Source organism: Streptococcus oralis subsp. oralis, assembly GCF_002096595.1.
Taxonomy (GTDB): Bacteria; Bacillota; Bacilli; order Lactobacillales; family Streptococcaceae; genus Streptococcus; species Streptococcus oralis_D.
The window spans coordinates 701,977-718,839 of record NZ_NCUR01000010.1 but is presented as its reverse complement, the minus strand read 5'-3'; the positions used below and the strand labels follow the sequence as shown (position 1 = coordinate 718,839).

Annotated in this window: 12 protein-coding genes and 1 tRNA gene; 10 read left to right on the top strand and 3 right to left on the bottom strand. The window is 38.0% G+C overall.

Annotated features, from left to right (window positions below):
- Positions 1–43 precede the first annotated feature (43 nt).
- The 4 genes from B7714_RS07910 to B7714_RS07895 all read left to right on the top strand — a co-directional run bounded on the left by B7714_RS07910 (position 44) and on the right by B7714_RS07895 (position 8,539).
- Complete coding sequence (locus B7714_RS07910) at positions 44–6,532, top strand: S8 family peptidase (RefSeq protein ID WP_084860162.1); 6,489 nt, start codon at positions 44–46, stop codon at positions 6,530–6,532.
- A 224-nt stretch (positions 6,533–6,756) separates the two neighbouring features.
- Positions 6,757–6,829 (top strand) — tRNA-Thr (locus tag B7714_RS07905).
- Between the two features lie 296 nt (positions 6,830–7,125).
- Complete coding sequence (locus B7714_RS07900) at positions 7,126–7,995, top strand: DUF6287 domain-containing protein (protein WP_084860161.1); 870 nt, start codon at positions 7,126–7,128, stop codon at positions 7,993–7,995.
- Positions 7,996–8,221: 226 nt separating this feature from the next.
- Positions 8,222–8,539 (top strand): hypothetical protein, encoded by a 318-nt coding sequence (locus B7714_RS07895; protein ID WP_042902605.1) that lies wholly within the window; start codon positions 8,222–8,224, stop codon positions 8,537–8,539.
- Positions 8,540–8,567: 28 nt separating this feature from the next.
- Here the strand turns inward: B7714_RS07895 and B7714_RS07890 are convergent, their stop codons facing one another.
- Positions 8,568–10,367, bottom strand: a complete 1,800-nt coding sequence (locus B7714_RS07890; protein ID WP_049518941.1) for an N-acetylmuramoyl-L-alanine amidase — start codon at positions 10,365–10,367, stop codon at positions 8,568–8,570.
- A gap of 44 nt (positions 10,368–10,411) precedes the next feature.
- A complete protein-coding gene (locus tag B7714_RS07885; protein WP_001222578.1) occupies positions 10,412–11,320 on the bottom strand; it encodes a LysR family transcriptional regulator in 909 nt (302 codons plus the stop codon).
- A 41-nt stretch (positions 11,321–11,361) separates the two neighbouring features.
- On the opposite strand from B7714_RS07885, the gene B7714_RS07880 reads away from it, so the two are divergent.
- From B7714_RS07880 to B7714_RS07870, 3 genes are all read left to right on the top strand, one after another.
- Positions 11,362–11,655, top strand: a complete 294-nt coding sequence (locus B7714_RS07880) for a YqgQ family protein (protein WP_049477930.1) — start codon at positions 11,362–11,364, stop codon at positions 11,653–11,655.
- Positions 11,652–12,032, top strand: a complete 381-nt coding sequence (locus B7714_RS07875; protein WP_070569096.1) for a rhodanese-like domain-containing protein — start codon at positions 11,652–11,654, stop codon at positions 12,030–12,032. The genes B7714_RS07880 and B7714_RS07875 overlap by 4 nt, the downstream gene beginning before the upstream one ends.
- An 86-nt stretch (positions 12,033–12,118) precedes the next feature.
- Positions 12,119–12,352, top strand: a complete 234-nt coding sequence (locus B7714_RS07870) for a hypothetical protein (RefSeq protein WP_070569094.1) — start codon at positions 12,119–12,121, stop codon at positions 12,350–12,352.
- Between the two features lie 40 nt (positions 12,353–12,392).
- Here B7714_RS07870 and B7714_RS07865 read toward each other — a convergent pair whose 3' ends face one another.
- Positions 12,393–13,118, bottom strand: a complete 726-nt coding sequence (locus B7714_RS07865; RefSeq protein WP_084857102.1) for a 16S rRNA pseudouridine(516) synthase — start codon at positions 13,116–13,118, stop codon at positions 12,393–12,395.
- Between the two features lie 158 nt (positions 13,119–13,276).
- Here B7714_RS07865 and typA point away from each other — a divergent pair, with 158 nt between their 5' ends.
- From typA to murD, 3 genes are all read left to right on the top strand, one after another.
- Complete coding sequence (gene typA, locus B7714_RS07860) at positions 13,277–15,118, top strand: translational GTPase TypA (protein WP_049489833.1); 1,842 nt, start codon at positions 13,277–13,279, stop codon at positions 15,116–15,118.
- A 19-nt stretch (positions 15,119–15,137) separates the two neighbouring features.
- Positions 15,138–15,392 (top strand): DUF3165 family protein, encoded by a 255-nt coding sequence (locus B7714_RS07855; RefSeq protein WP_000262661.1) that lies wholly within the window; start codon positions 15,138–15,140, stop codon positions 15,390–15,392.
- A gap of 117 nt (positions 15,393–15,509) precedes the next feature.
- On the top strand, positions 15,510–16,862 hold the full coding sequence (gene murD / locus B7714_RS07850; protein WP_084860160.1) for a UDP-N-acetylmuramoyl-L-alanine--D-glutamate ligase: 1,353 nt from the start codon (positions 15,510–15,512) through the stop codon (positions 16,860–16,862).
- The last annotated feature ends 1 nt before the right edge of the window (position 16,863 follow it).

The window sequence follows — 16,863 nt, the reverse complement described above, 5'->3', positions numbered from 1 at the left end:
TTTTCTATCTATTGGGTTTAAAATAAAAAATGAAGGAATTATAATGAAAAAAAGTACGGTATTGTCATTAACTACTGCTGCAGTTATTTTAGCAGCATATGCCCCCAATGAGGTAATTTTAGCAGATGCACCTAGTTCTGAAGATGCTTTAAGAATTTCTGATAAAGAAAAAGTAGTAGCAGATGCACCTAGTTCTGAAGATGCTTTAAAAATTTCTGGTAAAGAAAAAGTAGTAGCAGATAAAGAAACAGAAAAAAATGAACAATCTGAAGAACTTCATAATGTTATAGAAACTTCAAAGGATACTGAGGAGAAGAAGACAACAGTTATTGAGGAAAAAGAAGTTGTTAGTAGAAAGCCTAAGATAGACAAAAAAACTAGTAACGAAGGAGCAAGTATCAAAGAAGACTCCAATCAATCCAAAGGAGATGATGCGAACTCATTTGTAAATAAAGATACAGAAAATCCTAAAAAAGAAGATAAACTTGTCTATATTGCTGAATTTAAAGATAAAGAATCTGGAGAAAAAGTAATTAAGGAACTATCCAATCTTGAGGATACAAAAGTTTTATATACCTATAATACGATTTTTAATGGCGCTGCCATTGAAACAACTCCAGATAATTTGGACAAAATTAAACAAATGGAAGGTGTTTCGTCGGTTGAACGATCACAAAAAGTCCAACCAATGATGAATCATGCCAGAAAGGAAATTGGAGTTGAGGAAGCTATTGATTACCTAAAGTCTATTAATGCTCCATTTGGGAAAAATTTTGATGGTAGAGGTATGGTCATTTCAAATATCGATACTGGAACAGATTATAGGCATAAGGCTATGAGGATCGATGATGATGCCAAAGACTCAATGAAATTTAAAAAAGAAGATTTAAAAGGCACTGATAAAAATTATTGGTTGAGTGATAAAATCCCTCATGCGTTCAATTATTATAATGGTGGTAAAATCACTGTAGAAAAATATGATGATGGTAGGGATTATTTTGACCCACATGGGATGCATATTGCAGGGATTCTTGCTGGAAATGATACTGAAAAAGATATCAAGAACTTTAATGGCATAGATGGAATTGCGCCTAATGCACAAATTTTCTCTTATAAAATGTACTCTGACGCAGGATCTGGGTTCGCGGGTGATGAAACAATGTTTCATGCTATTGAAGATTCGATCAAACACAATGTCGATGTTGTTTCGGTATCATCTGGCTTTACGGGAACAGGTCTTGTAGGCGAGAAATATTGGGAGGCTATTAGAGCATTAAGAAAAGCTGGAATCCCAATGGTTGTTGCTACAGGTAATTTTGCGACTTCTGCTTCAAGTTCTTCTTGGGATTTAGTAGCCAATAATAATCTGAAAATGACAGATACTGGAAATGTAACACGAACTGCCGCACATGAAGATGCGATAGCGGTCGCTTCTGCTAAAAATCAAACCATTGAGTTTGATAAGGTTAACATTGGAGGACAAAGTTTTAAATACAGAAATATAGGAGCTTTTTTCGATAAAAATAAAATCCTAACAAATGAGGATGGGTCAAAAACTCCAAATAAATTAAAATTTGTATATATAGGCAAAGGTCAAGACAAAGATTTGATAGGCTTGGATCTTAAGGGCAAAATTGCAGTAATGGATAGAATTTATACCAAGGATTTAAAAGATGCTTTTAAAAGAGCAACGGATAAAGGCGCACGTGCCATTATGGTTGTAAATACTGTAAATTACTACAATAGAGATAATTGGACAGACCTTCCAGCTATGGGATATGAAGCGGATGAAGGGACTACTAGTCAAGTATTTTCAATTTCAGGAGATGATGGTGTAAAATTATGGAACATGATTAACCCTGATAAAAAAACTGAAGTCAAAAGAAATAATAAGGAAGATTTTAAAGATAACTTAGAACAATACTATCCAATTGATATGGAAAGCTATAATTCTAATAAACCGAATGTAGGTGATGAAAAAGAAATTGACTTTAAATTTGCAGCTGACACAGACAAAGAACTTTATAAAGAAGATATTATAGTCCCAGCAGGGTCTACATCTTGGGGGCCAAGAACAGACTTGCTTTTAAAACCGGATGTTTCAGCACCTGGTAAAAATATTAAATCCACTCTAAATGTTATCAATGGTAAATCCACTTATGGTTATATGTCAGGAACTAGTATGGCAACTCCAATCGTAGCAGCTTCTACTGTTTTGATTCGACCAAAATTAAAGGAATTGCTTGAAAGACCTGTCTTGAAAAATCTTAAGGGAGATGACAAAATAGACCTTACAAGTCTTACAAAAATAGCTCTACAAAATACTGCAAGACCTATGATGGATGCAACCTCTTGGAAAGAAAAGAGTCAATACTTTGCATCACCTAGACAGCAGGGAGCGGGGCTAATTAATGTTGCCAACGCTTTGAGAAATGAAGTTGTAGCAACTTTCAAAAATACAGATTCTAAAGGTTTGGTAAATTCATATGGTTCCATTTCTCTTAAAGAAATAAAAGGTGATAAAAAATACTTTACAATTAAGCTTCACAATACCTCAAACAGACCTTTAACCTTTAAAGTTTCTGCATCAACTGTAACTACAGATGCTCTAACTGATAGGCTAAAACTCGATGAAACATATAAAGATGAAAAATCTCCGGACGGGAAGCAAATTGTTCCAGAAATTCACCCAGAAAAAGTCAAAGGAGCAAATATCACATTTGAGCATGATACTTTCACTATAGGTCCAAATTCCAGCTTTGATTTAAATGCGGTTATAAATGTTGGAGAAGCTAAAAACAAAAATAAATTTGTAGAATCATTTATTCATTTTGAGTCAGTGGAAGAAATGGAAGCTCTAAACTCCAACGGTAAGAAAAGAAACTTCCAACCTTCTTTGTCGATGCCTCTAATGGGATTTGCTGGGAATTGGAACCACGAACCAATCCTTGATAAATGGGCCTGGGAAGAAGGATCAAAATCAAAAGCAATGGAAGGTTATGATGATGATGGTAAACCAAAAATTCCAGGTACCTTAAATAAGGGGATTGGTGGAGAACATGGTATAGATAAATTTAATCCAGCAGGAGTTATCCAAAATAGAAAAGATAAAAATACAACATCCCTAGATCAAAATCCAGAATTATTTGCTTTCAATAACGAAGGAATCAACGCACCTTCATCAAGTGGCTCTAATATTGCTAAAATCTATCCTTTAGATTCAAATGGAAATCCTCAAGATGCTCAACTTGAGAGAGGATTAACGCCTTCTCCACTTGTATTAAGAAGTGCAGAAGAAGGGGTGATTTCAATAGTAAATACAAATAAAGAAGGAGAAAATCAAAAAGACTTAAAAGTCATTTCGAGAGAACACTTTATTAAAGGAATTTTAAACTCTAAAAGAAATGATGCAAAGGGCATTAAATCTTCTAAGCTAAAAGTTTGGGGTGATTTGAAATGGGATGGACTCATTTATAACCCTAGAGGTAGAGAAGAAAATGCCCCAGAAAGTAATGACAAAAAAGATCCTGCTACTAAGATACGAGGACAATTTGAACCGATTGCGGAAGGGCAATATTTCTATAAATTTAAATATAGATTAACCAAGGATTACCCATGGCAGGTTTCCTATATTCCTGTAAAAATTGATAACACACCTCCAAAGATTGTTTCAATTGATTTTTCAAACCCTGAAAAAATTAAGTTAATTACAAAGGATACTTATCACAAGGTCAAAGAGCAATACAAGAATGAAACGCTATTTGCGAGAGATCAAAAAGAACATCCTGAAAAATTTGACGAGATTGCCAACGAAGTTTGGTATGCTGGGGCCGCTCTTGTTAATGAAGATGGAGAGGTTGAGAAAAATCTTGAAGTAACTTATGCAGGTGAGGGTCAAGGACGAAATAGAAAACTTGACAAAGACGGAAATACCATTTATGAAATTAAAGGTGCAGGAGATTTAAGGGGCAAAATCATTGAAGTGATTGCATTAGACGGTTCTAGCAATTTCACAAAGATTCATAGAATTAAATTTGCTGATCATGCTGATGAAAATGGGATGATTTCCTATTATCTAGTAGATCCTGATCAAGATTCATCTAAATACCAAAAGCTTGGAGAAATTCCTGAATCTAAATTTAAGAATTTAAAAAACGTTAAAGATGATAGTCTTAAAAAAGATACAACTGAGGTAGAACATCATCAAGAAAATGAAGAGGCTACCGAAGAAAAATCTAGCTTGACTATTCATAAAACTATTTCAACAATTAGAGATTTTGAAAGCAAAGACTTAAAGAAACTCATTAAAAAGAAATTTAGAGAAGTTGATGACTTTACAAGTGAAACTGGTAAGAGAATAGAGGAATACGATTATAAATACGATGATAAGGGAAATATCATTGCATATGACGATGGTAGTGCCTTAGAATATGAAACTGAAAAACTTGATGAAATCAAATCAAAAATTTATGGCATTCTAAACCCATCTAAAGATGGACACTTTGAAATTCTTGGAAAGATCAGTAATGTTTCTAAAAATGCCAAGGTATACTATGGAAATAACTATAAATCGATAGAAATCAAAACGACCAAGTATGATTCCCACTCAAAAACGATGACATTTGATTTATACGCTAATATTAATGATATTGTGGATGGATTAGCTTTTGCAGGAGATATGAGGTTTTTTGTCAAAGATGATGGTCAGATAAAAGCTGAAACTAAAATTAGAATGCCTGAAAAAAATAAGGAAACTAAAGCAGAATATCCGTATGCATCAAGTTATGGGAATGTAATAGAATTAGGAGAAGGAGATCTTTCAAAAAACAAACCAAACAATTTAACGGACATGGAATCTGGTAAAATCTATGCTGATTCAGAAAAACAACAATATCTATTAAAGGATAACATCATTCTAAGAAAAGGCTATGCACTAAAAGTGACTACCTATAATCCTGGAAAAACGGATATGTTAGAAGGGAATGGAGTCTATAACAAGGAAGATATAGCAAAAATCCAAAAGGCTAATCCTAATCTAAGAGTTTTATCAGAAAAAATAATTTATGCTGATAGTAGAAATGTTGAAGATGGAAGAAGTATTCAATCAGTATTAATGTCGGCTTTGGACGGCTTTAACATTGTAAGGTATCAAGTGTTTACATTTAAAATGAACGATAAAGGGGAGGCAATCGATAACGATGGCAATCTTGTAACAGATCCTTCTAAACTGGTATTATTTGGTAAGGATGGTAAAGAGTACACTGGAGAGGATAAGTCCAATGTAGAAGCTATAAAAGAAGATGGCTCTACGTTATTTATTGATACCAAACCAGTAAATCTCTCAATGGACAAGAACTACTTTAATCCATCTAAATCTAATAAAATTTATGTACGAAATCCAGAATTTTATTTAAGAGGTAAGATTTCTGATAAGGGTGGTTTTAACTGGGAGTTGAGAGTTAATGAATCGGTTGTAGATAATTATTTAATCTACGGAGATTTACACATTGATAACACTAGAGATTTTAACATTAAGCTTAATGTTAAAGACGGCGACATCATGGACTGGGGAATGAAAGACTATAAAGCAAACGGATTTCCAGATAAGGTAACAGATATGGATGGAAATGTTTATCTCCAAACTGGCTATAGCGATTTGAATGCGAAAGCGGTTGGAGTACACTATCAATTTTTATATGATAATGTAAAACCAGAAGTAAACATTGATCCTAAGGGAAATACTAGTATCGAATATGCTAACGGAAAATCTGTAGTCTTTAACATCAATGATAAAAGAAATAATGGATTCGATGGTGAGATTCAAGAACAACATATTTATGTAAATGGAAAAGAATACAAATCATTTGATGATATTAAACAACTAACAGATAAGACACTAAACATTAAGATTGTTGTAAAAGATTTCGCAAGAAATACAACCGTAAAAGAATTCATTTTAAACAAAGATACGGGAGAGGTAAGCGAATTAAAACCTCATACGGTGACTGTGACAATTCAAAATGGAAAAGAAATGAGTTCAACGATAGTGTCGGAAGAAGATTTTATGTTACCTGTCTATATGGGTGAATTAGAAAAAGGATACCAATTTGATGGTTGGGAAATTTCTGGTTTCGAAGGGAAAAAAGACGCTGGCTATGTTCTTAATCTATCAAAAGATACCTTTATAAAACCTGTATTCAAGAAAATAGAGGAGAAAAAGGAGGAGGAAAATAAACCTACTTTTGATGTATCGAAAAAGAAAGAAAAAACACAATCTAATTCAACTAATGATGTCAACAGTATTGTTTCTGATGAAAATGATAAAAACTTTGAAATTAACAAGAACATTTATCTAAATGAACAAGGAAACTTAACTAATAAAAATACCAACATCAATAGTAAATCAACTAGTAACAATCCTAATGAGTTGCCAAAAACCGGAACAGCAAGCGGAGCCCAGACACTATTAGCTGCCGGAATCATGTTTATAGTAGGAGCTTTTCTTGGATTGAAGAGAAAAAATAAAGATTAAGACAAAAGCTATAGAAAAAATGGTTTATGTACTGAGATTAGATAGTGAGGTGATGACATAGTTTTGTGAAAGTATTGATTTATAAATATATTATTTAGATTTCTATGAAAATGGGAGATTTAATAGAGATATATGTAAAAGCCTTGTCTCAGGACAGGCTTTTTCTAATGGAGATAAAAATTTCTTGACATCTATTCTCAGAGTGCTATACTAAAAGGGTAATCGCCGATTTAGCTCAGTTGGTAGAGCAACGCACTCGTAACGCGTAGGTCACAGGTTCAAGCCCTGCAATCGGCAGAATCAAGAAGTCCAAACGGGCTTCTTTTTTTGTAAATATAGGAAAGGTGGAACGTTTGAGATAGGTTCTATTTAACGTCAGAAACTCCTACTTATAAATTAAAACTAAAATTTATATTTTGTGGTATAATATATTTTAATAAGCACTTGTTTTCGTTCCGTTTTAGAGGACTATAGGCTGTTAATTATTCTAGAAATTTTTGCTTTGATTTTTTTAAAAAGTCATAAAAGTTCATGGATAGTAACGAATGAAGTCTCGCAAACTTGGCTGAATATAAATCAAAAAGGAGAAAATTATGAATAAGAAAGAACGGGAAAGACAATTTGAAGAGATTAACGGACGTAGGCGGTCAGAATCAAAGTTGACTCCAAATAAAAAAATAAAAATCTATATTGGCATAGCACTCGCTGTTTTAGTCACTCTTATCTTGGTAAGTATTTTCTCATATTTTCTGATTGTAAAGAAAGAGTCAAATCAAGCATCGTCTGCTGTTTCAACTACAGAGTCAACAAGTCAATCGTCTACAAGCCAAGGAAAGACAGATGAGACTGATAAGGATAAACAAGAGGAAATTCAGAAACTCAAGGATCAACTGACTGCTTTAGATACCAAAATTACGGAAGCAGAAGCATTTGTTAGCAAGTTCAAGAAAGAAACTGCTGTTCCAAAATTAGATATTGAAGCAATTAAGAATAATGACTTGTCTAGTTTAGAAGGTACTTGGCGTAGTCAATCTGGTAATGAATACATTATTAATGATTCTGGAGAAGTACGTGCGACTTGGTTTACAAATGATCAAAAGTACGAATCTGTAGTTGGATTAAAGGTATCAAAAGGACAAGATAATCGTAACCCTGAGACAGCGTCTATCAGTGCATGGGTAAAAGATTCTGTTGCTGGAGGATTTGTAATAGTAGCTGTGCCAAGTGGAGTCGTTATGCAACCTGCTGATGACGGAAAGATTACGGATAAAAGCAATCATACTGAGGAAAGACTACTTTCAGGACAAGATTATGGGTCTATGTTAATGAAACCAGAAAATGTTTATTATCGTGTGAAACCAGATACCAGTAAACTTGAGGAAGCAGAAAAGAACTTAGCTCAACTACAAGCAGACCGTGAATCAATCAAATCTTCTCTAGAGCCAAAGGAAAAGAAAAACTAGATGGTATTCGTTCAAAAATACTGTTACAATCGGCAGAATCAAGAAGCCCATTAGTGCTTCTTTTTCTTTTGTTACAAATATTCAACCACTTAGACAGAGATATTGACCAGATAGGCAAAAGGGCTTGTTCTTGAAAAATTCCTCTGCTATAATGGTTCATGTAAGGGGCGTGAGGGGTCAGTATCAGACAACTCAAGAACCTAAAAAAGAAAATGGAGACAAAAAAATGAAAAAATTATTAGGACTTGTATTTTTAGTAGCAGCAGCGCTAGTATTGTATTTCGGTTCTGTTGGATGGCCAAGTTTGGATGTCAACCTCTGGTCACTCATTCCGGTAGGATTGTTCCTCTATTTCACACTAGAAAACTTTTTGAAAAAAGATTACAAGGCTAGTCTGATGTGCTTGATCATTGCCTTTATCATCGCAAATGCTATTTTTGATCTTTTGCCAATTTCAAGTGGTTTGGTGATTGGTGCTGGTGTGCTAGCTTGTGTAGGAATTGGCTACCTCTTTCCTGATAAGGATAAAAAAGAAGATAAATAAAAAGTCTCGAGATTTCTCGAGACTTTTTTTATCGACCAGCGTAATATTTTTGGATCCCCTTTACGATGCCTGCGACCAGTTTGTCTTGGTAGTGGCTATCTCTGATTTGTTGGTTTTCGGAGAAATTATCCATATATCCAAGCTCTAGGAGAACGGCTGGTTTGGCGGTTTCGCGTAGTACGGCATAGCTGCTCTCCAACAGGCCAGCATCCTTGGCTCCTGTTTCTGCTAGAAGAGAGGAGTGGATGGCAGCGGCGAGGCGTTTGCTTTCACTCATACGATCAGGGTGATTGTGCCAGTATTTATTAATCTTACTTGGATAATCAGGTTCATCGCTATAGGAGTAGGTTTGAATACCGCTCGCTTTTGAGTAGGTATTACCAGTAGCGTTGAAGTGAATACTGATAAAAATATCAGAGTTGGTCTTATTAACCATACGAGAACGTTCGGTAACAAAATCAACGTCAATATCACTATCACGAGAAGTGAGGACCTTGTAGCCTAGTTCTTCTAACTTAGTACGAAGCTTACGGTAAATCTGCATGTTGAGATCTTTTTCAGCTACATTGTAGTAAAAGGCACCTGAATCTCGACCACCGTGTCCAGGATCTAGGAAGATGGTATTGCTGTATAGTCCTTTTGTAAATCCACCTTCAGTTGAAACTTCAGAAATCCATTGGCCGTATTTTTGGAACAGGTGTTCCTTACCGTCTATCTTGTAAGTTCCTGAAACATAATGCCCATTATCATCTAGGTAGTAGCGTGCTTTGTCAGAGTTATCGTAAATCCATTCGCTCTTTGCCATGTAACCACCTGACTTGAGGTAGTATGCTCCAATCCACTCCTGATTTGCATAACGGCCATCCGCTTTTAGATAGAACCAGCTCTTGTAGGCTTTATCGAAGATCCACTCATTCTCCGCCATGGCTCCACTGGTTTTAAGGTAGTAGCTTTCTTTCCATTTGTCTGCTAGCATTCCACCATTCTGGTCAAATGAGTACCAGGAACCTTGAATCTTTTGCCAGTTGTCTTGAATATATCTCCCTGACCCGTTCGCATAGAACCAAGTATCCTTGATTTTGACCCAGTTGTTTTCTGCCATAGCTCCACTCTGGTTGAAGAGGTAGCCCTTGAAGGTTGTCGCACTCAGCATTCCACCGTCTTTGTCAAAGTAATACCAAGAACCGTTGACTTTCTCCCATTTATCCTGCGAGATCTTTCCAGAAGGAGCGACATAGTACCAAATTTGATCTAATTTTGTCCAGCCCTTTTCCGCCATAGCCCCGCTTTTTGTGAGCAGATAGCCGTCAACGGCAGTGTTGCTGAGCATGCTTCCAGTTTGGTCAAAATAGTACCAAGAACCATTGATTTTTTTCCAAGTGTTCAGAGCTAGTCGTCCAGAAGGATCAGCATAGTACCATTGATTGTCCAGTTTGGTCCAGCTATTTTCTATCATGACACCATCTTGGTCAAAGGCATAACCTTTGTAGATAGTAGAATGAAGACGATTACCATCTTGATCGAAGTAGTACCATTTGCCTTGGATTTGTTTCCAGTTCAAAGCAGGTTTATCATCTTGGTAAAAACGCCAGTGGTGATTTTCTTGGTACCATCCTTCTTTTTTGGGCTTGTCTTCTTGCACATTTACTTTCGGAAGAACTTCTGATTTAGAGTTTTCCTCAACACTCGATTCCTTCTTTTCTTCTTTGGCAATTGCTTCCTTGACAGCAGATGTGGATTGAGTAGTGTTTTCTTCTCCTAAGACGGATGCGGGTGCTAATCCTGCGATTGAAAGGATTAAAGCACTGGTCAGTAGTATCTTTTTCACTTTTTATTTCCTAACTTTTTCTTTTCTCTTTTTCATTTTTCCTATTAATTATCGAATTGAACTTCTTCTAGTAAGTATTCGATAAAGCGTTCGCCCATCTTAGACAGGCTGGTTTTTTCATGCTGGATATAGACTAGTTCAATCGGGTCGTCAATGTCCAGTGGAATGGAAACGATATTGTCTCCGTTGAGGTTGCTGTTCAATATCCCTGTTGCAATGGTGTAACCATCCAAACCAATCAAAAGATTAAAGAGGGTGGCACGGTCACTGACTACGATGGATTTCTTGTGGTGCTCTTGTGAAAGAATCTCCTCTGAAAAGTAGAAGGAGTTGTGCGTCCCCTGGTCGTAACTGAGGTAAGGAAAATCTTCTAAATCAGCCAGTTTGACCTTGTCTTTTTTAGCTAGAGGATTGGTCTTGCTAACAAAGATATGGGGTTGAGCGGTAAAGAGGTGGTGGGCTAAGAGGTGATTGTCATCTAGCATTTTCGTTAAAACATCGCGGTTGTAGCTGTTTAAAAAGAGGACACCGACCTCGCTACGGAAGTTCTTGACGTCATCGATAATCTCCCAAGTCCGAGTTTCACGAAGGAAGAGCTCGTATTTCTCCATATCACTTTTCTTGAGCAGAGAGACAAAGGCATTGACTACAAAGGCATAGTGCTGAGAGGAAACGCTGAAAAGTTCGCGGTGGGCGATAGGATTTTTATAGCGTTCTTCCAGAAGCTGAGTTTGCTCAACGACCTGACGGGCATAGGAGAGAAACTCCATCCCATCACGAGTCAAGGTAATGCCCTTGGGATTGCGGATAAAGATTTCAATGCCCATTTCATTTTCCAAGTCTCGAACGGCATTAGAGAGACTTGGTTGGGTGATAAAGAGTTGCTTGGCTGCTTCATTCATAGAGCCAGTTTCGACGATTTTGATAATATAGTGTAATTGTTGAATTCTCATGCTTTTATTGTACCACACTTGGTGAAGAATGAGCAAAGAAGATGAAAGGAAGAGAGGAAAGCCCCAAACTGGTATTGAAAAAAAGTCTAAAATCTGTTAGAATGAAAGCTATGAAAACATTCTATGATGTGCAGCAATTTCTCAAACAGTTTGGCATTATTGTTTACATGGGGAAGCGCTTGTATGATATTGAACTGATGAAGCTAGAACTCTCTCGGATCTATGATGCAGGTCTGATGGACAAGCTAGACTATCTAGAGGCGGAAGCTGTTCTTCGTAGAGAGCACAAGATAGAATTAGACTACATAGAGAAAAATGGAGATAAGAACTTATGACAATTTGGGTTTTGTGGGGAATCGTACTAGCGATGGCGGCATGGATGGGTTATAACTACCTTCGTATTCGTCGTGCGGCTAAGATTGTGGATAATGCAGAATTTGAAGCCTTGATTCGAAAAGGGCAATTGATTGATGTCCGTGAACCAGCAGAATTTCACAGAAAACATATCCTCGGAGCTCGCAATATTCCTTCAAATCAGTTGAAGTCAAGCCTTGCAGCCCTTCGTAAGGATAAACCTGTCCTTCTCTACGAAAACCAACGCGGACAACGAGTGACCAATGCAGCACTTTATTTGAAGAAACAAGGTTTCTCTGAGATTTATATCCTTTCTTATGGATTGGATTCTTGGATTGGGAAGGTCAAGACTAGCTAAGATTCTGTAAAAAACTGTCGAATGATAGATAAAGCTAGCATTTTATGGTATCATCATTTATATTAAATTTAAGGAGATTTTGTAATATGAATTCACAACAAAAGAAAAAACCTTCACTTATTTTAGGTATCTTATCTATCGTCCTTGGTTTGCTATCGCCAATAGTGGGTCTGATTTTGGGGATCATAGGATTGGTCTTGGCTTTTTCATACCAAAAAGAATCTGGACTAGACTATAAAACAGAAAAAATTCTCAATATCGTAGGACTTGTAATTTCTGTACTTAACTGGATTGCAGCCATCGCATTAGTTTTTAGATAAGTAAAAACAAAAAAAGCTTTAAACATAAAGCTTTTTTCTTTTATCCACTTTTCTCTAAGTAGTTTTTAATGATTTCCGATTCCTCTGGATTCAAGGGACGGTATTGCCCTTCTGCTAGTTCTGGGTCTAATGTAAAGTCACCGAATTGGATTCGTTTTAGGGCAGTCACCTTGACACCAACTGATAGAAACATCTTCTTGACTTGATGAAATTTGCCCTCAGAGATAGTGATGGAGGCCCGGCTCTCTGTTGGGCTTGCGGACAGAATTTCAAGCTGAGCAGGTTTACAAGTGGTCCCATCTAAAAAGACAATTCCATCCTTGAACTTTTGGATATGGTCTGACGTGAGCGGTCCGTTTACTACCACTTGATAGGATTTATCGACATGGTACTGGGGATGAAGGAGTTGGAAGCCAAGAGGTCCATTGTCTGTCAAAAGCAGCAGTCCCGTGGTATCGCGGTCTAATCTGCCGACAGCATAGAGCTGGTCAGACTGGCTGTCAGGTGGAAGGAGGTCCATGACGGTTGGAAGTTTCTTATCCTTGCTAGCTGTAACGACTCCGTTTGGCTTATGAAGCATGAGGTAGGTGTGCTCGTAGCCTTGGATTTGTCGTCCTTGAAAGACTAATTTCTGCAACCCAGTGTCGACATTTTGAGCGAGTGAGCTGGCTGGACAATCATCTACTAGGATTTCTTTTTTTAATAGAGCCTGTTTCATAGCCTTGCGACTGACCTTTTCTTGGGCTAATAATCTATCTAAACGCATACCAGCTTATCTTATCATAAGTCTCTGACTTTGAAAAGAGTTGTCTTGACTAGAAAAGCAGAGTGAAAACATTTACACTTAGCTGAACTGTGATTTTTGAATGAGACTGTGGTATAATTGTTCAGTTAGAAATAAAAATTTAAATATTAGAGGAAATCATGACAAAATTAAGAGAAGATATCCGTAACATTGCGATTATCGCCCACGTTGACCACGGTAAAACGACCCTTGTTGACGAATTATTAAAACAATCAGAAACGCTTGATGCACGTACTGAATTGGCAGAGCGCGCTATGGACTCAAACGATATCGAAAAAGAGCGTGGAATTACCATCCTTGCGAAAAATACAGCCGTTGCCTACAACGGAACTCGTATCAATATCATGGACACACCAGGACACGCGGACTTTGGTGGAGAAGTGGAACGTATCATGAAAATGGTTGATGGTGTTGTCTTGGTCGTAGATGCCTACGAAGGAACCATGCCACAAACTCGTTTCGTATTAAAAAAAGCCTTGGAACAAGACCTTGTTCCAATCGTGGTTGTTAATAAAATCGATAAACCATCAGCTCGTCCAGCAGAAGTAGTGGACGAAGTCTTGGAACTTTTCATCGAGCTTGGTGCGGATGATGACCAGCTTGATTTCCCTGTTGTTTATGCTTCAGCTATCAACGGAACATCTTCCTTGTCTGATGATCCTGCTGACCAAGAAGCAACAATGGCGCCAATCTTTGATACTATCATCGAACACATCCCAGCTCCAGTAGACAACTCTGATGAGCCACTTCAATTCCAAGTATCACTCTTGGACTACAATGACTTCGTAGGTCGTATCGGTATCGGACGTATCTTCCGTGGTACTGTTAAGGTTGGAGACCAAGTTACCCTTTCTAAACTAGATGGTACAACGAAGAACTTCCGTGTTACAAAACTCTTCGGTTTCTTTGGTTTGGAACGTCGTGAGATTCAAGAAGCCAAAGCAGGTGACTTGATTGCCGTATCTGGTATGGAAGATATCTTTGTCGGTGAAACTATTACGCCGACGGATGCTATTGAACCACTTCCAATCCTTCACATCGATGAGCCAACGCTTCAAATGACCTTCTTGGTAAACAACTCACCATTTGCTGGTAAAGAAGGTAAATGGGTGACTTCTCGTAAGGTAGAAGAACGCTTGCAAGCAGAATTACAAACAGACGTTTCCCTTCGTGTTGATCCAACGGATTCACCAGATAAATGGACTGTTTCAGGACGTGGAGAATTGCACTTGTCAATCCTTATCGAAACCATGCGCCGTGAGGGCTATGAACTTCAAGTATCTCGTCCAGAAGTTATCGTAAAAGAGATTGACGGTGTTAAATGTGAGCCATTTGAACGTGTGCAAATCGATACTCCAGAAGAATACCAAGGATCTGTTATTCAAAGCCTTTCTGAACGTAAGGGTGAAATGTTGGATATGATTTCAACTGGTAATGGTCAAACTCGTTTGGTCTTCCTTGTTCCAGCGCGTGGTTTGATCGGTTACTCAACTGAGTTCTTGTCAATGACTCGTGGTTACGGTATCATGAACCATACCTTTGACCAATACTTGCCATTGATTCCAGGGGAAATTGGTGGACGTCACCGTGGTGCCCTTGTTTCCATCGATGCTGGTAAGGCTACAACTTACTCAATCATGTCTATCGAAGAACGTGGTACTATCTTTGTCAACCCAGGTACTGAGGTTTACGAAGGAATGATTATCGGTGAAAACTCTCGTGAAAACGACTTGACAGTTAACATCACTAAGGCTAAACAAATGACCAACGTCCGTTCAGCTACTAAGGACCAAACAGCGGTTATCAAGACACCTCGTATCTTGACACTTGAAGAGTCTCTTGAGTTCTTGAATGACGATGAGTACATGGAAGTAACGCCTGAGTCTATCCGTTTGCGTAAGCAAATCCTTAACAAGGCAGAGCGTGAGAAAGCCAACAAAAAGAAAAAATCAGCTGAATAAGAGCTAGAAAGAGATAAAGATGGTCTATTTAATCATAGGAATCCTCTTATTACTACTCTATGTATTTGCGACACCCCAAAGTATCAAAGGAACAGTCAACATCGTTATCTTGGTCTTTGTAGTTGTTGCACTCTTGATTTTGCTGATGTTGTCCATCTTGCAAATCTTCCAATTACCGACAGAATTCTTTGTCACAATCGCCATGCTGGCTCTAGCCTACTTTAGCTTGAGAGACATTACGCTCATGCCTGTAAAAAAGAGCAGAAGAAGATAAATAGAAAGAGAGCTACGGCTCTCTTTTTCGATGTTATAATGAGGGTTAGAGCATTTTCGCTTAGTATTATTTCCATAAAAATGGTAAAATAGTAGGAGTAGAAATGGAGTTTGAGACATGAAAGTAATCGATCAATTTAAAAATAAGAAAGTACTTGTTTTAGGTTTGGCTAAGTCTGGTGAGTCTGCAGCCCGTTTGTTAGACAAGTTGGGTGCTATTGTGACAGTAAATGACGGCAAGCCTTTTGAGGAGAATCCTGCTGCGCAAAGTTTACTAGAAGATGGGATCAAGGTTGTCACTGGTGGGCATCCTTTGGAGCTCTTGGATGAAGATTTCGCTCTGATGGTGAAAAATCCAGGTATCCCTTATAGCAATCCCATGATTGAAAAGGCATTGGCAAAGGGGATTCCAGTCCTGACTGAGGTGGAATTGGCTTATTTAATCTCAGAAGCGCCAATTATCGGTATCACTGGTTCAAATGGGAAAACAACCACAACGACGATGATTGGGGAAGTTTTAACTGCTGCTGGTCAACATGGTCTCTTATCAGGGAATATTGGCTATCCTGCTAGTCAAGTGGCTCAAACTGCGACAGCCAAGGACACGCTCGTCATGGAACTTTCTTCTTTCCAACTGATGGGTGTCCAAGAATTCCATCCTGAGATTGCGGTTATTACCAACCTCATGCCCACTCATATCGACTATCATGGTTCTTTTGAGGAGTATGTGGCAGCTAAGTGGAATATCCAGAACAAGATGACAGCAGCTGATTTCCTTGTCTTGAACTTTAACCAAGACTTGGCAAAAGAATTGGCTAGCAAAACACAAGCCACTGTTGTACCATTTTCAACACAGGAAAAGGTTGATGGAGCTTATCTGGAAGATGGTCAACTCTACTTCCGTGGAGAAGTGGTCATGGCAGCGAGTGAAATTGGTGTTCCAGGTAGCCACAATGTAGAAAATGCCCTTGCGACCATTGCAGTAGCCAAGCTCCGTGGTGTAGACAACCAAACCATCAAGGAAACTCTTTCAGCCTTTGGAGGTGTCAAACACCGTCTCCAGTTTGTGGATGAGATCAAGGGGGTCAAATTCTATAACGATAGCAAGTCAACCAATATCTTGGCTACTCAAAAAGCCTTGTCAGGATTTGACAACAGTAAGGTTATCTTAATTGCAGGTGGTTTGGACCGCGGAAATGAGTTCGACGAATTGGTGCCAGATATTACTGGGCTCAAGAAGATGGTCATCCTCGGTCAGTCTGCAGAACGTGTCAAACGGGCAGCAGAGAAGGCTGGTGTGACTTATGTAGATGCGACTGATATTGCTGATGCGACCCGCAAGGCTTATGAGCTTGCGACTCAAGGAGATGTGGTTCTCCTCAGTCCTGCCAATGCTAGCTGGGATATGTATGCTAACTTCGAAGTACGCGGTGACCTATTTATCGACACAGTAGCGGAGTTAAAGGAATAAT

Coding starts and splice junctions, on each gene's coding strand:
- B7714_RS07910 (WP_084860162.1), top strand. CDS start 44: ATGAAAAAAAGTACGGTATTGTCATTAACTACTGCTGCAGTTATTTTA.
- B7714_RS07900 (WP_084860161.1), top strand. CDS start 7,126: ATGAATAAGAAAGAACGGGAAAGACAATTTGAAGAGATTAACGGACGT.
- B7714_RS07895 (WP_042902605.1), top strand. CDS start 8,222: ATGAAAAAATTATTAGGACTTGTATTTTTAGTAGCAGCAGCGCTAGTA.
- B7714_RS07885 (WP_001222578.1), bottom strand. CDS start 11,320: ATGAGAATTCAACAATTACACTATATTATCAAAATCGTCGAAACTGGC.
- B7714_RS07880 (WP_049477930.1), top strand. CDS start 11,362: ATGAAAGGAAGAGAGGAAAGCCCCAAACTGGTATTGAAAAAAAGTCTA.
- B7714_RS07875 (WP_070569096.1), top strand. CDS start 11,652: ATGACAATTTGGGTTTTGTGGGGAATCGTACTAGCGATGGCGGCATGG.
- B7714_RS07870 (WP_070569094.1), top strand. CDS start 12,119: ATGAATTCACAACAAAAGAAAAAACCTTCACTTATTTTAGGTATCTTA.
- B7714_RS07865 (WP_084857102.1), bottom strand. CDS start 13,118: ATGCGTTTAGATAGATTATTAGCCCAAGAAAAGGTCAGTCGCAAGGCT.
- typA (WP_049489833.1), top strand. CDS start 13,277: ATGACAAAATTAAGAGAAGATATCCGTAACATTGCGATTATCGCCCAC.
- B7714_RS07855 (WP_000262661.1), top strand. CDS start 15,138: ATGGTCTATTTAATCATAGGAATCCTCTTATTACTACTCTATGTATTT.
- murD (WP_084860160.1), top strand. CDS start 15,510: ATGAAAGTAATCGATCAATTTAAAAATAAGAAAGTACTTGTTTTAGGT.